Origin of the sequence: Halomonas sp. A11-A, assembly GCF_003182195.1 — a bacterium.
GTDB classification, from domain to species: Bacteria; Pseudomonadota; Gammaproteobacteria; order Pseudomonadales; family Halomonadaceae; genus Halomonas; species Halomonas alkalicola.
On the sequence record NZ_QGTM01000005.1, the window covers coordinates 141,302 to 157,118 of the forward strand.

General features: G+C 66.7%; 16 protein-coding genes. All 16 read left to right on the forward strand.

Going from position 1 to position 15,817, the window contains the following annotated elements; genetic code table 11:
* The first annotated feature begins 19 nt into the window (after window positions 1-19).
* The 16 genes from DER72_RS06140 (at window position 20) to glmS (ending at window position 15,705) form a co-directional block, all read left to right on the forward strand.
* On the forward strand, window positions 20-790 hold the full coding sequence (locus tag DER72_RS06140; protein WP_110069119.1) for a ParA family protein: 771 nt from the start codon (window positions 20-22) through the stop codon (window positions 788-790).
* Between the two features lie 49 nt (window positions 791-839).
* Window positions 840-1,754, forward strand: coding sequence for a ParB/RepB/Spo0J family partition protein (locus tag DER72_RS06145; protein ID WP_110069120.1), 915 nt, complete (start codon window positions 840-842; stop codon window positions 1,752-1,754).
* 200 nt (window positions 1,755-1,954) lie between these two features.
* Window positions 1,955-2,362, forward strand: coding sequence for an ATP synthase subunit I (locus DER72_RS06150; protein WP_110069121.1), 408 nt, complete (start codon window positions 1,955-1,957; stop codon window positions 2,360-2,362).
* A gap of 9 nt (window positions 2,363-2,371) precedes the next feature.
* Window positions 2,372-3,199 (forward strand): F0F1 ATP synthase subunit A, encoded by an 828-nt coding sequence (gene atpB / locus DER72_RS06155; protein WP_110069122.1) that lies wholly within the window; start codon window positions 2,372-2,374, stop codon window positions 3,197-3,199.
* A gap of 68 nt (window positions 3,200-3,267) precedes the next feature.
* Complete coding sequence (atpE, locus tag DER72_RS06160) at window positions 3,268-3,495, forward strand: F0F1 ATP synthase subunit C (RefSeq protein ID WP_110069123.1); 228 nt, start codon at window positions 3,268-3,270, stop codon at window positions 3,493-3,495.
* A 72-nt stretch (window positions 3,496-3,567) separates the two neighbouring features.
* Window positions 3,568-4,038 (forward strand): F0F1 ATP synthase subunit B, encoded by a 471-nt coding sequence (locus DER72_RS06165; protein WP_110069124.1) that lies wholly within the window; start codon window positions 3,568-3,570, stop codon window positions 4,036-4,038.
* 11 nt (window positions 4,039-4,049) lie between these two features.
* The gene (locus DER72_RS06170) at window positions 4,050-4,586 is read left to right on the forward strand and encodes a F0F1 ATP synthase subunit delta (RefSeq protein ID WP_110069125.1); all 537 of its coding nucleotides are present in this window, start codon (window positions 4,050-4,052) and stop codon (window positions 4,584-4,586) included.
* Between the two features lie 16 nt (window positions 4,587-4,602).
* Window positions 4,603-6,147, forward strand: a complete 1,545-nt coding sequence (gene atpA, locus DER72_RS06175; RefSeq protein WP_110069126.1) for a F0F1 ATP synthase subunit alpha — start codon at window positions 4,603-4,605, stop codon at window positions 6,145-6,147.
* A 68-nt stretch (window positions 6,148-6,215) separates the two neighbouring features.
* On the forward strand, window positions 6,216-7,097 hold the full coding sequence (gene atpG, locus DER72_RS06180) for a F0F1 ATP synthase subunit gamma (protein WP_110069127.1): 882 nt from the start codon (window positions 6,216-6,218) through the stop codon (window positions 7,095-7,097).
* Window positions 7,098-7,163: 66 nt separating this feature from the next.
* Window positions 7,164-8,540 carry a F0F1 ATP synthase subunit beta gene (gene atpD / locus DER72_RS06185; protein ID WP_110069128.1) on the forward strand — a complete coding sequence of 459 codons (1,377 nt, stop codon included), beginning with the start codon at window positions 7,164-7,166 and terminating at the stop codon, window positions 8,538-8,540.
* Window positions 8,541-8,564: 24 nt separating this feature from the next.
* The gene (locus tag DER72_RS06190; RefSeq protein WP_110069129.1) at window positions 8,565-8,993 is read left to right on the forward strand and encodes a F0F1 ATP synthase subunit epsilon; all 429 of its coding nucleotides are present in this window, start codon (window positions 8,565-8,567) and stop codon (window positions 8,991-8,993) included.
* Window positions 8,994-9,138: 145 nt separating this feature from the next.
* On the forward strand, window positions 9,139-10,512 hold the full coding sequence (gene mgtE / locus DER72_RS06195; RefSeq protein ID WP_110069130.1) for a magnesium transporter: 1,374 nt from the start codon (window positions 9,139-9,141) through the stop codon (window positions 10,510-10,512).
* A gap of 2 nt (window positions 10,513-10,514) precedes the next feature.
* Window positions 10,515-11,315: an undecaprenyl-diphosphate phosphatase gene (locus DER72_RS06200; protein ID WP_110069131.1), complete on the forward strand. Its 801-nt coding sequence runs from the start codon at window positions 10,515-10,517 to the stop codon at window positions 11,313-11,315.
* A gap of 37 nt (window positions 11,316-11,352) precedes the next feature.
* A complete protein-coding gene (locus tag DER72_RS06205; protein ID WP_110069132.1) occupies window positions 11,353-12,480 on the forward strand; it encodes an FAD:protein FMN transferase in 1,128 nt (375 codons plus the stop codon).
* A gap of 16 nt (window positions 12,481-12,496) precedes the next feature.
* Complete coding sequence (gene glmU, locus DER72_RS06210) at window positions 12,497-13,858, forward strand: bifunctional UDP-N-acetylglucosamine diphosphorylase/glucosamine-1-phosphate N-acetyltransferase GlmU (RefSeq protein ID WP_110069133.1); 1,362 nt, start codon at window positions 12,497-12,499, stop codon at window positions 13,856-13,858.
* 11 nt (window positions 13,859-13,869) lie between these two features.
* On the forward strand, window positions 13,870-15,705 hold the full coding sequence (glmS, locus tag DER72_RS06215) for a glutamine--fructose-6-phosphate transaminase (isomerizing) (RefSeq protein ID WP_110069134.1): 1,836 nt from the start codon (window positions 13,870-13,872) through the stop codon (window positions 15,703-15,705).
* Window positions 15,706-15,817: the final 112 nt, after the last annotated feature.

Sequence of the window (15,817 nt, forward strand, 5' to 3'; positions counted from 1 at the left end):
CCCAGCAAGGGAGTTGCCCGTGACCAAGATCATCGCCTTGACCAACCAGAAGGGTGGCGTCGGCAAGACCACCACCGCGGTCAACCTCGCCGCCAGCCTGGCGGCGCTGGATCGCCGCGTGCTGCTGGTGGACCTCGACCCCCAGGGGCATGCCACCATGGGCAGCGGGGTGGACAAGCATGAGCTGGACGGCAGCGTGCTGGACGTGCTGCTGGGCGACCGCGGTGCCATCGAGGTGATCCTCGACTGTCCCGAGGCGGGCTATGCGCTGCTGCCGGGCAACGGCGACCTCACCGCCGCCGAAGTGGCGCTGCTCGACCGCGAGGCCGGACGCGAGCGCTGCCTGGAGCGGGCGCTGGCCGATGTGGCCGGCGAATACGACGTGGTGCTGATCGACTGCCCGCCGTCGCTCAACATGCTCACCGTCAACGGCCTCACCGCGGCCCACGGGGTGCTGATCCCGCTGCAGTGCGAGTTCTACGCCCTGGAGGGGCTCTCGGCGCTGCTCGATACCGTCGAGCAGATCAAGGACAGCGTGAATCCGCAGCTCGAGGTCTACGGCATCCTGCGCACCATGTTCGATGCCCGCAACAGCCTGACTCGCGACGTCACCAAGCAGCTGCGCGACTACTTCGGCGATACCCTGCTCAAGGCCACCATTCCGCGCAACGTGCGGGTGGCCGAGGCGCCCAGCCACGGCCTGCCGGTGACCAAGTATGCCCGCTTCTCGCGGGGCAGCCAGGCCCACCGGGTGCTGGCCAAGGAACTGATTCGCCGGCTGTCGCTGTGACGACAGTGCGGTGCGCCCATGCCGTAACCGCTGTGATGAGGGAGTGTCGATGACGCGTAAACGCGCCCTGGGACGTGGACTGGATGCGCTGATCGGGGCCGGCGCTCGCCGCCGCGAGAGCCTCGACCTCCCCGAGGTGAGCGTCGAGGGGGGGGAGGTCGCACCACCGGCCACCGCACCTCAGGTGACGGATCGCCTCGAGCGCCTGCCGCTGGGTCAGCTGACCCGGGGCAAGTACCAGCCGCGCCGGGATATCCAGCCCGAGGCTCTGGAGGAGCTGGCCGACTCGATCCGTGCCCAGGGGGTGATGCAGCCCATCGTGGTGCGTCCCGTCGGCGAGGAGCGCTACGAGATCATCGCCGGCGAGCGGCGCTGGCGTGCCGCCCAGCTGGCCGAGCTGGACGTGATTCCCGCGGTGATCCGCGAGGTCTCCGACGAGGTCGCCCTGGCCCTGGCGCTGATCGAGAATATCCAGCGCGAGAACCTCAATCCGGTCGAGGAGGCCATGGCGCTCAAGCGTCTGCTGGAGGAGTTCGATCTCACCCAGCAGCAGGTTGCTGATACGGTGGGCAAGTCCCGCGCCCAGGTGGCCAACCTGCTGCGGCTGCTGGCGCTGGACCCCGAGGTGCAGACCCTGCTGGAGCGCGGCGACCTCGACATGGGCCACGCCCGGGCCTTGCTGGGGCTCTCCGGTGCCAAGCAGCGCCGCGCGGCCCATGAGGTGGTCAACAAGGACCTCACCGTGCGCGATACCGAGGCGCTGGTGAAGCGCCTTGCCGCCGGCGAGCCCAGGAAGGCCGAGAAGCCCGCGGCGAGTCCCGATGTGGCGCGCCTGGAGATGCGCCTCGGCGAGCTGCTCGGGGCGGCGGTGAAGATCCAGCATGGCCGGAGCGGCAAGGGGCGGCTGACCATCCGCTATACCAGCCTGGACGAGCTGGACGGAATCCTCGAGCACATCCGCTGAGGGGCTGGCGTCATGGCGGTAGGCTGTTGACAATTTCTGCACCTTTGGTCGCAAGAAGTGGCAGAAGCAGGCAAAATCCATGGCGGTTTTGTTGAAGCCCCGATAGCCCTTCCCTATAATCCGCCGGTGTTTGCCTTACGTTCAGGCAGGGCAGCCGCGGCGAAGTGGGCCGCGAGATCCGTGGCCAGGATGTCAACACGATGCACAGAGCCACCGCCGGCGCCGCGCGCCGGCAACTGGATTTCACGCGGCTGTTCCTGGCCCAGGGCCTGGCCGCCCTGCTGGTGGCCCTGCTGGGGCTCTGGCAGACTGGCATCCCCGGTGCCGCATCCGCCCTGATGGGGGGGCTGGTCAGCCTGCTGCCATCGCTCTATTTCGTGAGGCGAGGGTTGCGCAGCCGGGGCGGCAAGCGGGTACGGGTCAACGTACTCAATCTCTATCAAGCGGCGATGGGCAAGTTCGGTTTGACGGTAGCACTGTTCGCGATCGTTTTCGTCACAGTGCCCCCCTCAAACCCGGCTTTATTCTTTGTCGCATATGTGGCGGCTCAACTCATGCACTGGCTGACACCCTGGCTGGCGCGCGAGCGGTCGACCCCCCGAACCTGAGGAAGCAGTATGGCAGCAGATAACGAAATATCGGCCATCTATTACATACAGCACCACCTCCAGAACCTGACCTTCGGCTACCACCCGCAGAACGGCTGGTCGCTGGCGTCCAGCTCCACCGAGGCGGTCGAGATGGGCTTCTGGGCGATCCACCTGGATACCATGGGCTGGTCCATCGGCATGGGCGTGCTGTTCCTGTGGCTGTTCCGCAAGGCCGGCAAGATGGCCACCACCGGGGTCCCCGGCGGGCTGCAGAACGGCGTCGAGATGGTGATCGAGTTCATCGAGAACCTGACCCGCTCCACCTTCCACGGCAAGAATCCGCATATCGCGCCCCTGGCGCTGACGCTGTTCATGTGGATCCTGCTGATGAACAGCCTCAAGGTCATCCCGGTCGACTACTTCCCCCAGCTGTTCGGCAAGCTGGGCTTCGAGTACATGAAGATCGTGCCGACCACCGACGTCAATGCCACTCTCGGCATGGCCTTCGGTGTGTTCTGCCTGATCGTCTACTACAGCTGCAAGGTCAAGGGCGTGGGCGGCTTCGCCAAGGAGCTCTCTCTGACCCCCTTCAACCACTGGTCGCTGATCCCCTTCAACCTGGTCCTCGAGATCGTCGGCCTCATCGTCAAGCCGATCAGCCTGGGCCTGCGTCTCTTCGGCAACATGTTTGCCGGCGAGGTGATCTTCATCCTGATCGCGCTGCTGCCCTTCTGGGCCATCTGGCTGCTGGACGTGCCGTGGGCGATCTTCCACATCCTGGTGGTGACTCTGCAGGCCTTCATCTTCACGACGCTATCGATCGTCTACCTGAGCGCCGCACACGAGCATCACTGAGACCCGAGCAACGCTTGTAACTCAACCAACCACTAACCCTTGTAACTCAACCTACCAGGAGTACTACCATGGAAATCGTCTACATTGCTGCTGCCATCATCATCAGCGTCAGCGCCCTGGCTACCGGTCTCGGCTTCGCCCTGCTGGGTGGCAAGCTGCTCGAGTCCACCGCTCGCCAGCCGGAGCTGGGCGACCAGCTGCAGACCAAGACCTTCATCATGGCCGGTCTGCTCGACGCCGTGCCGATGATCGGCGTTGGTATCGCGATGTACCTGATCTTCGTCGTCGCCGGTTAACGACAGCACCGAGCGCTCAGCGCTCGGTTTGCTTGTTACCGGTCGCCACGAACCTGTCAGAGGTACAGTCCTGTGAATATCAACATGACGCTGATCGGGCAGACGATCGCCTTCGCGATCTTTGTCTGGTTCTGCATAAAGTACGTGTGGCCGCCGATCAGCTCTGCGCTCCACGAGCGCCAGAAGAAGATCGCCGATGGCCTCGACGCGGCAAGCCGTGCCTCTCGTGACCTCGAGCTCGCCCAGGAACAGGCCGCTCAGACCCTGCGTGAGAGCAAGGAGCAGTCTTCCCAGATCCTCGAGCAGGCCAACAAGCGCGCCTCCCAGATGATCGAGGAAGCTCGCGAACAGGCCCGCGCCGAAGGCGAGCGCCTGGTGGCCAGCGCCCGTGCCGAGATCGAGCAGGAAATCAATCGCGCCAAGGAAGAGCTTCGCGTCCAGGTGGCGACCCTCGCGGTCGCTGGCGCCGAGCGTGTCCTGGAAGCCTCCATCGACGAGAAGGCACATCGCAAGCTGCTCGACAAGCTTGCAGCCGAACTGTGAGGAGGTGATCCATGGCGGAACTGTCTACCGTCGCGCGGCCCTATGCCAAGGCGGCGTTCGAGTACGCACGTGATCACCAGGCGCTGGATGCCTGGTCCGAGATGCTGGGCACCCTGGGCCTGGTCATGGCCAACCGGGACGTCCAGGCACTCGTTGCCAGTCCGAAGCTCACCCACGAGCGCAAGGTGGCGCTGCTGGTCGAGGTGGCCGACATCAAGGTGGACGACGCGGCGCGTCGTTTCCTCGATGTGCTGGCCGACCAGCGTCGCCTGCCGGCGCTGGCCGCCATCGCCGGGCAGTTCGAGCGGCTGCGTGCCGACCACGAGCAGCGCGTCGACGTGACCGTGGTGTCGGCCTTCGAACTCGACGCCAAGCAGCAGCAAAAGCTCGCCGGTGCGCTCAAGAAGCGCCTGAATCGCGAAATCTCCATTACCACTCAGGTGGACTCCAAGCTTCTCGGTGGCGTGATCCTGCGTGCCGGCGACACCGTCATCGACGGGTCGGTGCGTGGTCGATTGAACCGCCTTAGCGAAGCTCTTACCGCCTGAGTCTGAGGGACATGGCATGCAGCAACTGAATCCTTCCGAGATCAGCGACATCATCAAGCAGCGTATCGAGAAGCTTGACGTCGCATCCGAAGCCCGCAATCAGGGCACCATCGTCAGCGTTTCCGACGGCATCGTGAAGATCCACGGGCTCGAGGACGCGATGTTCGGTGAGATGATCGAATTCCCCGGCAGCATCTTCGGCATGGTGCTTAACCTGGAGCGCGACTCCGTGGGCGCCGTGGTACTGGGCGACTACCTGCAGTTGGAAGAGGGCATGACCGCCAGCTGTACCGGTCGCATCCTCGAGGTGCCGGTGGGCCCCGAGCTGAAGGGCCGCGTGGTGGATGCCCTGGGCAACCCCATCGACGGCAAGGGCGACATCGACGCCAAGCTCACCGACGCGGTGGAAAAGGTCGCGCCGGGTGTTATCACCCGCCAGTCGGTCGACCAGCCCATCCAGACCGGCTTCAAGTCCATCGACGCCATGGTGCCGATCGGCCGCGGCCAGCGTGAGTTGATCATCGGTGACCGTCAGATCGGTAAGTCGGCCATCGCCGTCGATGCGATCATCAACCAGAAGGGCAAGGGCGTCACCTGTATCTACGTCGCCATTGGCCAGAAGCAGTCCACCATCGCCAACGTGGTGCGCAAGCTCGAAGAGCATGGTGCCATGGAGCACACCATCGTGGTCGCCGCCGGCGCAGCCGACCCGGCCCCGATGCAGTTCCTGGCGCCCTATGCCGGCTGCACCATGGGCGAGTACTTCCGCGACCGCGGCGAAGACGCCCTGATCGTCTACGACGACCTCACCAAGCAGGCCTGGGCCTACCGTCAGGTCTCCCTGCTGCTGCGTCGTCCGCCGGGCCGTGAAGCCTACCCGGGTGATGTCTTCTACCTCCACTCTCGCCTGCTGGAGCGCGCCGCGCGCGTCAACCCCGAGTACGTCGAGAAGTTCACCAACGGTGAAGTGAAGGGCAAGACCGGCTCGCTGACCGCGCTGCCGATCATCGAGACCCAGGGGGGCGACGTCTCCGCCTTCGTTCCGACCAACGTGATCTCGATCACCGACGGTCAGATCTTCCTGGAGACCGACCTGTTCAACTCGGGCATCCGTCCGGCCATCAACGCCGGTCTGTCGGTTTCCCGCGTGGGTGGTTCGGCCCAGACCAAGATCATCAAGAAGCTTGGCGGCGGTGTGCGTCTGGCGCTCGCCCAGTACCGCGAGCTGGCGGCCTTCTCCCAGTTCGCCTCGGACCTGGACGAGTCCACCCGCAAGCAGCTCGAGCATGGTCAGCGCGTCACCGAGCTGATGAAGCAGAAGCAGTACTCGCCGCTCTCCGTGGCCGAGATGGGGCTGTCTCTGTACGCGGCCAACGAGGGCCATCTGGATGACGTCGACGTCAGCAAGGTACTGGACTTCGAGCGTGCCCTGCACGACTTCATGAAGGCCGAGTACGCCGAGCTGCTCGACAAGATCAACCAGACCGGCGACTACAACGACGAGATCCAGCAAGGGCTGAAAGAGGGTCTCGAGAAGTTCAAGGCCACTCAGAGCTGGTAAGCCTGGAGGCCCGCCCGCCGAGGGCGGGCCCGGGAACTGTCTGAGGGCCACGAACGGAGTAGATCGCTATGGCAGCTGCAAAAGAGATTCGCACCCAGATCGGGAGCATCAAGAACACGCAGAAGATCACCAGCGCCATGGAAATGGTCGCTGCGTCGAAGATGCGCCGGGCTCAGGACCTGATGAAGGCCAGCCAGCCCTACGCGCGTCAGATCCGCAACGTCGTTGCCCATATCGCCGATGCCAACCCTGAGTACAAGCACGACTACATGGTCGATCGCGAGGTCAAGCGGGTAGGCTACATCGTGGTCTCCACCGATCGCGGCCTGTGCGGTGGCCTGAACGTCAACCTGTTCAAGGCCGTGCTCAAGGACGCGATGGTGCGTCGCGAGGAGGGCGCCGAGCTGGATTTCTGCGCGCTGGGTTCCAAGGCTGGCGGCTTCTTCAAGAACTACGGGGGCAACCTCGTGGCGGCGAAGAGCGGCCTGGGCGAGTCGCCCGAGGTCGAGGACCTGATCGGTAGCGTCAAGGTCATGCTGGAAGCCTATGACGAGGGCCGTCTGGACCGCCTGTACGTGGTGTATAACGAGTTCGTCAACACCATGACCCAGAAGCCGGTGGTCCGTCAGCTTCTGCCCTTGTCTGCGGACATGGGCATGGATGACTCCCACGAACAATCCGGTCCCGTATACACCTGGGACTACCTGTATGAGCCGGATGCCAAGGCGCTGCTGGATAGCCTGCTGGTTCGTTTCATCGAATCCCAGGTGTACCAGGCGGTGGTCGAGAACGCGGCGTGCGAGCAGGCCGCGCGGATGATCGCCATGAAGAATGCCACCGACAACGCCGGCGGCCTGATCGACGACCTGGAGATGATCTACAACAAGGCTCGCCAGGCCGCGATCACCCAGGAAATTTCCGAGATCGTCGGGGGCGCCGCCGCCGTATAGCGCCGGGGAGGGCGTGGCCCTCCCGGCACACAGGCTTCATAGGCAGGTTATTTAGAGGATCGCAAGATGAGCGGACGTATCGTACAAATCATCGGCGCGGTGATTGACGTAGAGTTTCCGCGGGACGACGTTCCCAAGGTCTACGACGCGCTGAACGTCTCGAATGTCGAGACAGTGCTCGAGGTCCAGCAGCAGCTGGGCGACGGCGTGGTGCGCACCATCGCCATGGGCTCCACCGAGGGCCTGAAGCGCGGCATGGAAGTGATCAACACCGGTGCCGCCATCTCCGTGCCGGTCGGCAAGGAGACCCTGGGTCGCATCATGGACGTGCTGGGCCGCCCCATCGACGAGGCCGGCGACATCGGCGAGCAGGAGCGCATGCCGATCCACCGCAAGGCGCCGACCTACGCGGAGCAGGCGGCGTCCAGCGAGCTGCTCGAGACCGGCATCAAGGTCATCGACCTGGTCTGCCCATTCGCCAAGGGCGGCAAGGTCGGCCTGTTCGGCGGCGCCGGCGTGGGCAAGACCGTCAACATGATGGAGCTGATCCGCAACATCGCCACCGAGCACAGCGGCTACTCGGTGTTTGCGGGCGTGGGCGAGCGTACCCGTGAGGGTAACGACTTCTACCACGAGATGACCGAATCCAACGTTATCGACAAGGTATCGCTGGTCTACGGTCAGATGAACGAGCCGCCCGGCAACCGCCTGCGCGTGGCCCTGACCGGCCTGACCATCGCCGAGAAGTTCCGCGATGAAGGCCGCGACGTGCTGCTGTTCGTCGACAACATCTACCGCTACACCCTGGCCGGTACCGAGGTGTCCGCCCTGCTGGGCCGCATGCCCTCCGCGGTGGGCTACCAGCCGACCCTGGCCGAGGAGATGGGTGTGCTCCAGGAGCGCATCACCTCCACCAAGACCGGCTCGATCACCTCCGTGCAGGCCGTCTACGTGCCCGCGGATGACCTGACCGACCCGTCCCCGGCGACCACCTTCTCGCACCTGGACGCCACCGTGGTACTGGCGCGTTCCATCGCCGAGCTGGGTATCTACCCGGCCATCGATCCGCTGGACTCCACCTCCCGTCAGCTGGATCCGCTGGTCGTCGGCGAGGAGCACTACAACACCGCCCGCGGCGTGCAGAACGTGCTGCAGCGCTACAAGGAGCTCAAGGACATCATCGCGATCCTGGGCATGGACGAGCTGTCCGACGAGGACAAGCTGGCCGTGTCCCGGGCGCGTAAGATCCAGCGCTTCCTGTCGCAGCCGTTCTTCGTGGCCGAGGTGTTCACCGGGTCGCCCGGCAAGTACGTGTCCCTCAAGGACACCATCCGCGGCTTCCAGGGCATCCTCAACGGCGACTACGATGAGCTGCCGGAGCAGGCCTTCTACATGGTCGGCACCATCGACGAGGCCGTCGAGAAAGCCAACCAGATGAAGTAATCCCGTCCATCAGGGGGATTCGCTATGGCGAACAGCTTCACATGCAACATCGTCAGCGCCGAGGCGGCCATCTTTTCGGGCGAGGTCGAGCAGCTCGTCGCGTCCGGGATCATGGGGGATCTGGGCATCCTGCCCGGGCACGCCCCGCTGCTGACCGAGCTTCAGCCAGGCCCGGTTCGCGTGATCCATGATGGCGGGCGGGAGGAGAACTTCTACGTCTCTGGCGGCTTCCTGGAAGTGCAGCCGGACGTGGTGACCATCCTGGCCGATGCGGCATCCCGTGCCAGGGACCTCGACGAGGCCTCCGCCGAGGAGGCCCGCCAGCAAGCACTGAAGGCGTTCAACGACAAGTCGGCGGAGCTGGATTACACCCGCGCCGCCGCCGAGCTCGCCGAGGCCGTGGCTCAGCTGCGTACCATCCAGCAGCTGCGCAAGAAGGCCGGCAAGGGCTGATCCGGCCCGGGCCGTGACGGCGCGCCCCCCGATCCCATGAAATAGCGGGTTCGGGGGGCGTTTTCGTCTCTGCTATCATGGGCGCCGGCCCCGCGCCGCTGGTGCCGCTCACCCATCTCTGCGCCCCCGGCGTCAGGAGGATGCCATGTCACTGAACGAGACCCTGCAGGAACAGAAGGAGGCGCTGGTCGCGGCCCAGGCCGCGGAGGACCGCGAGCGCCTCGGCGAGATGCTGTCGGAGCTGCGTTCCGCGGACATCGCCGAGATCCTCGAGGAACTCCTCGAGGAGGATGACGATCTGTCGATCGCCATGGGCCTGCTCGAGGCCCTGCCGCTGGAGCGGCGGGCCAACGTGCTGGGCTACCTGCCCGGCGAGGAGCAGGTCGAGATCACCTCGACCATGTCCGACGAAACGCTGCTCTCGGTGCTCGAGCAGATGGGCTCCGACGAGCGCGCCGACCTCTTCAACCTCCTCGATGAGGACCGCCGCGAGGGGCTGCTGCGGCGCATGGCACGCCAGGAGCGTGAGGACCTCAAGCGGCTGGCCAGCTACGAGGAGGGCACCGCCGGGGCGATCATGACCTCGGACTACGTGGCCATCCCCACCGGCATGACCGTCTCCCAGGCGATGATGCGGGTGCGCCAGACCGCCCCCGACGCCGAGACCGTCTACCAGATCTATATCGTCGACCCCGACGGCAAGCTGGCCGGCACCCTGTCGCTGCGCCAGCTGATGGTGGCGCGCCCGGGAGCCAAGGTCGATGACATCATGATCAAGGACGTGATCAGCATTCCGGTGGACGCGGCCCAGGAGGAGGTCGCCCGGGTCGTGGCCCGCTACGACCTGCTGGCGCTGCCGGTCATCGATCACGACGAGCGCCTGGTGGGCATCGTCACCCACGATGACGCCATGGACGTGGCCGAATCCGAGGCCACCGAGGACTTCCACAAGGGCATGTCCATCGGCGCCCTGGAGGACGGCGTCAGCCGGGTGCCGCTGTGGAGCCTCTATCGCAAGCGAGTGACCTGGCTGGTGCTGCTGGTCTTCGCCAACCTCTTCTCCGGCGCCGGCATCGCCTACTTCGAGGAGACCATCGCCGCCCAGGTGGCGCTGGTGTTCTTCCTGCCGCTGCTGATCGGCAGCGGCGGCAACGCCGGAGCCCAGGCCGCCACCCTGATGGTGCGCGGCATGGCCACCGGCGACGTCGGGGTCAAGGACTGGAGCACCCTGCTCGGTCGCGAACTGCTGGTGGCCGGTTCCCTGGGCCTGACCATGGCCCTGGCGGTAGCGCCCATCGGGGTGATGCGCGGCGGCGAGGCGGTGGCTATGGTGGTGGCCATGAGCATGGTGACCATCGTGCTGTTCGGCAGCCTGCTCGGCATGTGCCTGCCCTTCGTGCTCAACCGGCTGGGCTGGGACCCGGCCACCGCCTCGGCGCCGCTGGTGACTACCCTGATCGACGCCTCGGGGGTGCTGATCTACTTCAGCATCGCCACCGCCATCCTGTCCGGGGTCTAGCTATGGAGTGGCTGCAGGTCATTCTGCTCGCCGTCGTGCAGGGACTCACCGAGTTCCTGCCGGTATCGAGCTCCGCTCACCTGATCCTGGTGCCGGTACTCACCGACTGGGAGGATCAGGGCCTCGCCTTCGACGTCGCCCTGCATATCGGCAGCCTGACGGCGGTGGTGCTCTACTTCCGCCATGAGCTCGCGCGCATGGCCGGCAGCTGGGTCGGTTCGCTGCGCGGCGGCGGCATGGACGAGGATGCCCGGCTCGCCTGGTGGGTGCTGCTGGCTACCGTGCCGGTCTGCCTGATCGGCTTCACCTTTCGCGATGCCATCGAAGTGGGCATGCGTTCGCCGCTGATCATCGGCACGAGCCTGATCGGCTTCGGCCTGGTGCTGGGCTATGCCGACTGGCGCCGCCGCCACGGCGGGCGCAGCGAGTACCAGTTGGGCCTCAGGGATGTGCTCTTCATCGGTGGCGCCCAGGCCCTGGCGCTGATTCCCGGCACCTCGCGTTCCGGCATCACCATCACCGCGGCGCTACTGCTCGGCATGAGCCGGGAGGGCGCGGCACGCTTCTCCTTCCTGCTGTCGATCCCGGTGATCGTGCTGGCCGGTGGCCTGGAGATCGTCGGCCTGGTGCGGGAGTCCCATGCGGTGGACTGGCCGGCGGTGACGGTGGGGGCCATCCTCTCCGGCATCAGCGCCTACCTCTGCATCCACTATTTCCTGGTCTTCATCAAGCGCGTCGGCATGCAGCCCTTCGTGGTCTATCGGCTGCTGCTCGGCGGCGGGCTGCTGTGGCTGTTCTGGTAGTGGCCGACCCTCATCCGTCACGGGAGTGCCTGTCATCATGAAGTTCCTGCGTCTCCATTTTCCGCTGCTGCTCCTCGCCGGGCTGCTGCTGGCCGGCTGCTCGGAGCGCGACCGTCCCCTCGACTCGCCGGTGCGCTTCGAGGGGGGGATCTTCGGCAGCTTCTATCAGGTGACCATCGCCGACTCGCTGACCCAGGGCCAGGCCCAGGCGCTGGAGCAGGGCATCCTCGAGACGCTCGAGGCGGTGGATGCCGCCATGTCGATCTACATCGAGGACTCGGAGCTCATGGCCTTCAACCAGTCGCCCCTCGGTGAGTGGCAGCCGCTCTCCGACGAGCTGGTCGAGGTGCTGGCGATCAGCCAGGCGGTGGCCGAGAAGAGCGACGGCGCCTTCGACGTCACCCTGGGGGGGCTGGTCAACCTGTGGAGCTTCGGCGGCGAGGCGCGTCCCCGCGAGGTGCCGGACGAGGCGGCGCTGGCCGAGCGCCTCGAGGTGGTCGGTTTCGATGCGCTGGAACTCGACCCGGCGGGGCTGCAGGCGCGGCGCACCCGGGACGTCTTCGTCGACCTGGGCGGCGTGGCCAAGGGCCATGCGGTGGACCGGGTCGCGGCCTACCTCGACCGTGAGGGCATCGAGCACTATCTGGTCAACCTGGGGGGCGACCTGATCTCCCGCGGCCATCGCAATGCCGGCGGCGGTGACGACGGCGAGGCGGAGGCCTGGCGCATTGGCGTGGAGGCGCCGCTGGAAGACCGCCGGGAGGCGCAGTACGTGCTGCCCATCGGCGATGTCTCCCTGGCCACCTCCGGCGACTACCGCAACTACTTCGAGGAGGGGGGGCAGCGCTTCTCCCACACCCTGGACCCGCGCAGCGGCCGGCCCATCGACCATCGCCTGGCCTCGGTGAGCGTGCTGCACCCCTCCAACGCCTGGGCCGACGCCTGGGCCACGGCGCTGATGGTGCTGGGGGACGAGGCGGGCATGGCCCTGGCCGTCGCCCAGGACCTCAAGGTGTTGATGATCGTACGCGTGGACGAGGGCTGGGAGAGCCTCGTCAGCCCCGCCTTCGTGGCATACTTCGGCGATGAGCTGGTCGAGGAGCTCGGCCTGGTGGCGGTAGCCGAGCCGGGCGAGCTCGAGACCGAGCCCGCCCCGAACGAATGAACGACAGGAGTCATTGATGACGCTGGATGTGGTGATACTCGCGGCCGGGCAGGGAACCCGGATGCGCTCGACCCTGCCTAAGGTGCTGCACCGCCTGGCCGGCAAGCCTATGGTGCGCCACGTGGTCGATACCGCGCGGGGCCTCGAGGCCGAGCGCACCCACGTGGTGGTGGGGCACGGCGCCGAGAAGGTGCGCGAGGCCCTGTCCGACTGCGAGGTGCACTTCGCGCTGCAGGCCGAACAGAAGGGCACCGGCCATGCCGTGGCCCAGGCCCTGGAGGGCCTCGGCGAGGGCAAGGTGTTGGTGCTCTATGGCGACGTGCCGCTGATCCGTCGCGAGACCCTGGCGGGGCTGCTGGACGGAGTCGATGACGACCACCTCGGCCTGCTCACCGTGACCCTGGCGGACCCCACCGGCTACGGGCGCATCCTGCGCAACGCCGAGGGCGAGGTGGTGGCCATCGTCGAGCACAAGGACGCCTCCCAGACGGAGCTTGCCATCACCGAGTGCAATACCGGCATCATGGCAATGACCGCCGCCCAGCTGCGCCGCTGGCTGCCACGGCTCTCCGCCGACAACGCCCAGGGCGAGTACTACCTCACCGACATCATCGCCATGGCGGCCGCCGAGGGGGTCAGGATCGTCACCGCCCAGCCGGCCGACCCGCTGGAGGTGGAGGGGGTCAACAACCGGCTGCAGATGGCGCGCCTCGAGCGCGCCCATCAGCTGGCCACGGCCGAGCGGCTGATGGCCGATGGGGTAGCGCTGATCGACCCGGCGAGGATCGATATCCGCGGCACCCTCACCTGCGGCCACGATGTGGAGATCGACGTGGGCTGCGTCTTCGAGGGAGACGTGGAGCTTGGGGAGGGGGTGCGTATCGGCCCCCACTGCGTGATCCGCGACAGCCATATCGGCGCCGAGACGGTGATCGAGCCCCACAGCGTCATCGAGGGCACGGTGATTTCCGGTCGCGGCCGCGTCGGTCCCTTCGCCCGGCTGCGCCCAGGTACTCGCCTGGCGGTGGGCGCTAAGGTGGGCAACTTCGTCGAGACCAAGAACACCGAGGTGGGTGAGGGCAGCAAGATCAACCACCTGAGCTACGTGGGCGACGCCCGGCTGGGCCGCGACGTCAACGTCGGCGCCGGCACCATCACCTGCAACTATGACGGCGCCCACAAACATCGCACCGAGATCGGCGATGGCGCCTTCATCGGCTCCAACACGGCGCTGGTGGCCCCGGTGAGCGTGGGCAGCAACGCCACCGTGGGCGCCGGCTCCACCATCAGCAAGGACGTGGCGGACAACGCCCTGGCCGTTTCCCGCGGCCGTCAGATCAGCAAGGCCGACTGGCCACGCCCCAGCAAGGACAGGTAAGGAGAGTCACCATGTGTGGAATCGTCGGGGCCGTTGCCGAGCGTAACGTGGAAGGCATCCTTCTCGAGGGGCTCAGGCGCCTCGAGTACCGCGGCTATGACTCCGCCGGCATGGCGGTGCTCTCGCCGGAGGGCACGCTGTCGCGCCGCCGGGCGGTGGGCAAGGTGGCGGCCCTGGCCGAGCGCCTGGCGGCCGAGCCGCTGCCGGGACGCTGCGGCATCGCCCACACCCGCTGGGCGACCCACGGCCGGCCCAGCGAGGCCAATGCCCACCCCCACCAGTCCGGCGAGCGCCTGGCGGTGGTGCACAACGGCATCATCGAGAACCACGAGGCCCTGCGCCAGGAGCTCAAGGCGGCGGGCTATGTCTTCACCTCCGAGACCGATACCGAGGTGGTGGCCCACCTGCTGGAGCGCGAGAGCCGCGAGGCGGGCGACCTGCTGGCCGCGGTGCGCCGCGTGCTGGCCCGACTCGAGGGCGCCTATGCGCTGGGCGTGGTCAGCGCGTCCGAGCCCGATGTGATCGTCGGCGCCCGCAAGGGCAGCCCGCTGGTGGTGGGGGTGGGCATCGGCGAGGCCTTCCTGGGCTCGGACCCCCTGGCCCTGCTGCAGGTCACCGACCGCTTCATCTACTTGGAGGAGGGCGACATGGTGCGCCTCTCCGCCGGTGGGCGCATCGAGGTCTTCGACGCCGCGGGAACGCCGGTGGAGCGCGAGGTGCAGACCTTCGAGCACGGTGACGGGGCTTCCAGCAAGGGCGGCTACCGCCACTTCATGCTCAAGGAGATCCATGAGCAGCCGGCGGTGATCGCCGCCTGCCTGGAGGGTCGCCTGGGCGAGCGCTCGGTGCTGGTGGAGAGCTTCGGCCCCGACGCCGAGGCGCTGTTCGGCCGCGTCCGCCAGATCCATATCGTCGCCTGCGGCACCAGCTACCACGCCGGGATGGTGGCCCGCTACTGGCTGGAGCGGTTCGCCGGGGTACCGGTGCAGGTGGAGGTGGCCTCGGAGTACCGCTATCGCCAGGTGGTGGTGCCCGAGGGCACCCTCTTCGTCACCCTCTCCCAGTCCGGCGAGACCGCCGACACCCTGGCGGCGCTGCGCTTCGCCAGGGAGCGCGGCTACCTGGCCAGCCTGGCGATCTGCAACGTGCCGGGCAGCTCCCTGGTGCGCGAGTCGGACCTGACCCTGATGACCCAGGCCGGCCCCGAGATCGGGGTGGCCTCCACCAAGGCCTTCACCACCCAGCTCACCGCGCTGATGCTCTTCACCCTGGCGCTGGGGCGGGTCAAGGGGCTCGACGAGGCCACCCAGGCCGAGCTGGTGGCGGCCCTGCGCGGCCTGCCGCGGCTGGTGGAGCGGGTGCTGGCGCTGGATCCCGAGATCGAGGCGCTCTCCATGGCCTTCGCCGAGAAGCATCACGCCCTCTTCCTGGGCCGCGGGGCGCACTTCCCCATCGCCCTGGAGGGGGCGCTCAAGCTCAAGGAGATCTCCTACATCCACGCCGAGGCCTACCCGGCCGGGGAGCTCAAGCACGGCCCCCTGGCCCTGGTGGACAGCGAGATGCCGGTCATCTCGGTGGCCCCCAACGACGAGCTGCTCGACAAGCTCAAGTCGAACCTCCAGGAGGTGCGTGCCCGGGGCGGCGAGCTCTTCGTGTTCGCCGACGAGGGGGTGGCGCTGGCCGAAGAGGAGGAGATCCGGGTACTGCGCCTGCCCCATGTGCACGAGGCCCTGGCGCCGATTCTCTACACCCTGCCGCTGCAGCTGCTCAGCTACCACGTGGCGGTGCTCAAGGGCACCGATGTCGACCAGCCGCGCAACCTGGCCAAGTGCGTGACGGTGGAGTGACGCCTCCCGTCGAGCCGCCGTTCCTGTGGGATTTAAATAAAGTAGGTTACTTTTAAATATAGTTGGTAACTTGCAAATAAAGCTGGTAACTTAGCTCCGTATACTTTATGTG